The organism is Vibrio sp. 704, assembly GCF_033339295.1.
Genome location: NZ_JAWOUH010000799.1, coordinates 1 through 568, shown reverse-complemented (window position 1 = coordinate 568; position 568 = coordinate 1). Strand labels below are relative to the sequence as shown.

The window sequence follows — 568 nt, the reverse complement described above, 5'->3', positions numbered from 1 at the left end:
TGATTTCTACCACTAAAATTCGTAAGAATGAAATCAAACATAGCAGCCACTTTCGCAAACCAATTAACGTACTTTATCAAGAGCTCTCGCAACACCAAGAATGGGCAAGACGCTTGCGAGAAATGGTGTTAGAAAAGGAACGCGCAGTGGAAACTGCACCTAGTTTTATGCGAGCTGAAGCTCAGAAAGTATTGCTGGCGACAGAGCAACGTTTAGCTCGTTGCGAGGCAGCGCTTCTTAAACTAGAAAATCAAATTACACATAGGGAAAAGCACCAATAATGGCAGATCAACCAACCTCTCCTCTTGATGACGCGCCAGAAGAGATCAAGCTGGCCGTTGATTTGATCTACTTGCTTGAAACCAACGAGATTGATCCAGAAGTTGCGATTAAAGCATTGAAGATCGTACAAACAGATTTAGAAAACAAATTGAAAGCGCAGTAAAACGCGCTTTTTTCTTTTGTTGAGATTCATTTTCACTACGCTTTCAGAATGATACCATTCTAGAAAAATACGCCCTCAAAAGGATAAATAATGAAAGTAATCAGCTTTAACATCAATGGACTA

General features: G+C 40.1%; 2 protein-coding genes. Both read left to right on the top strand.

What is annotated here, in order from left to right:
• On the top strand, positions 1-281 hold a 281-nt coding region (gene priC, locus R7R24_RS29190; protein ID WP_318120522.1), incomplete at its 5' end, for a primosomal replication protein PriC.
• On the top strand, positions 281-445 hold the full coding sequence (gene rsmS, locus R7R24_RS29185; RefSeq protein ID WP_005456217.1) for a pleiotropic regulatory protein RsmS: 165 nt from the start codon (positions 281-283) through the stop codon (positions 443-445). The genes priC and rsmS, both read left to right, overlap by 1 nt.
• The last annotated feature ends 123 nt before the right edge of the window (positions 446-568 follow it).

Coding starts and splice junctions, on each gene's coding strand:
- rsmS (WP_005456217.1), top strand. CDS start 281: ATGGCAGATCAACCAACCTCTCCTCTTGATGACGCGCCAGAAGAGATC.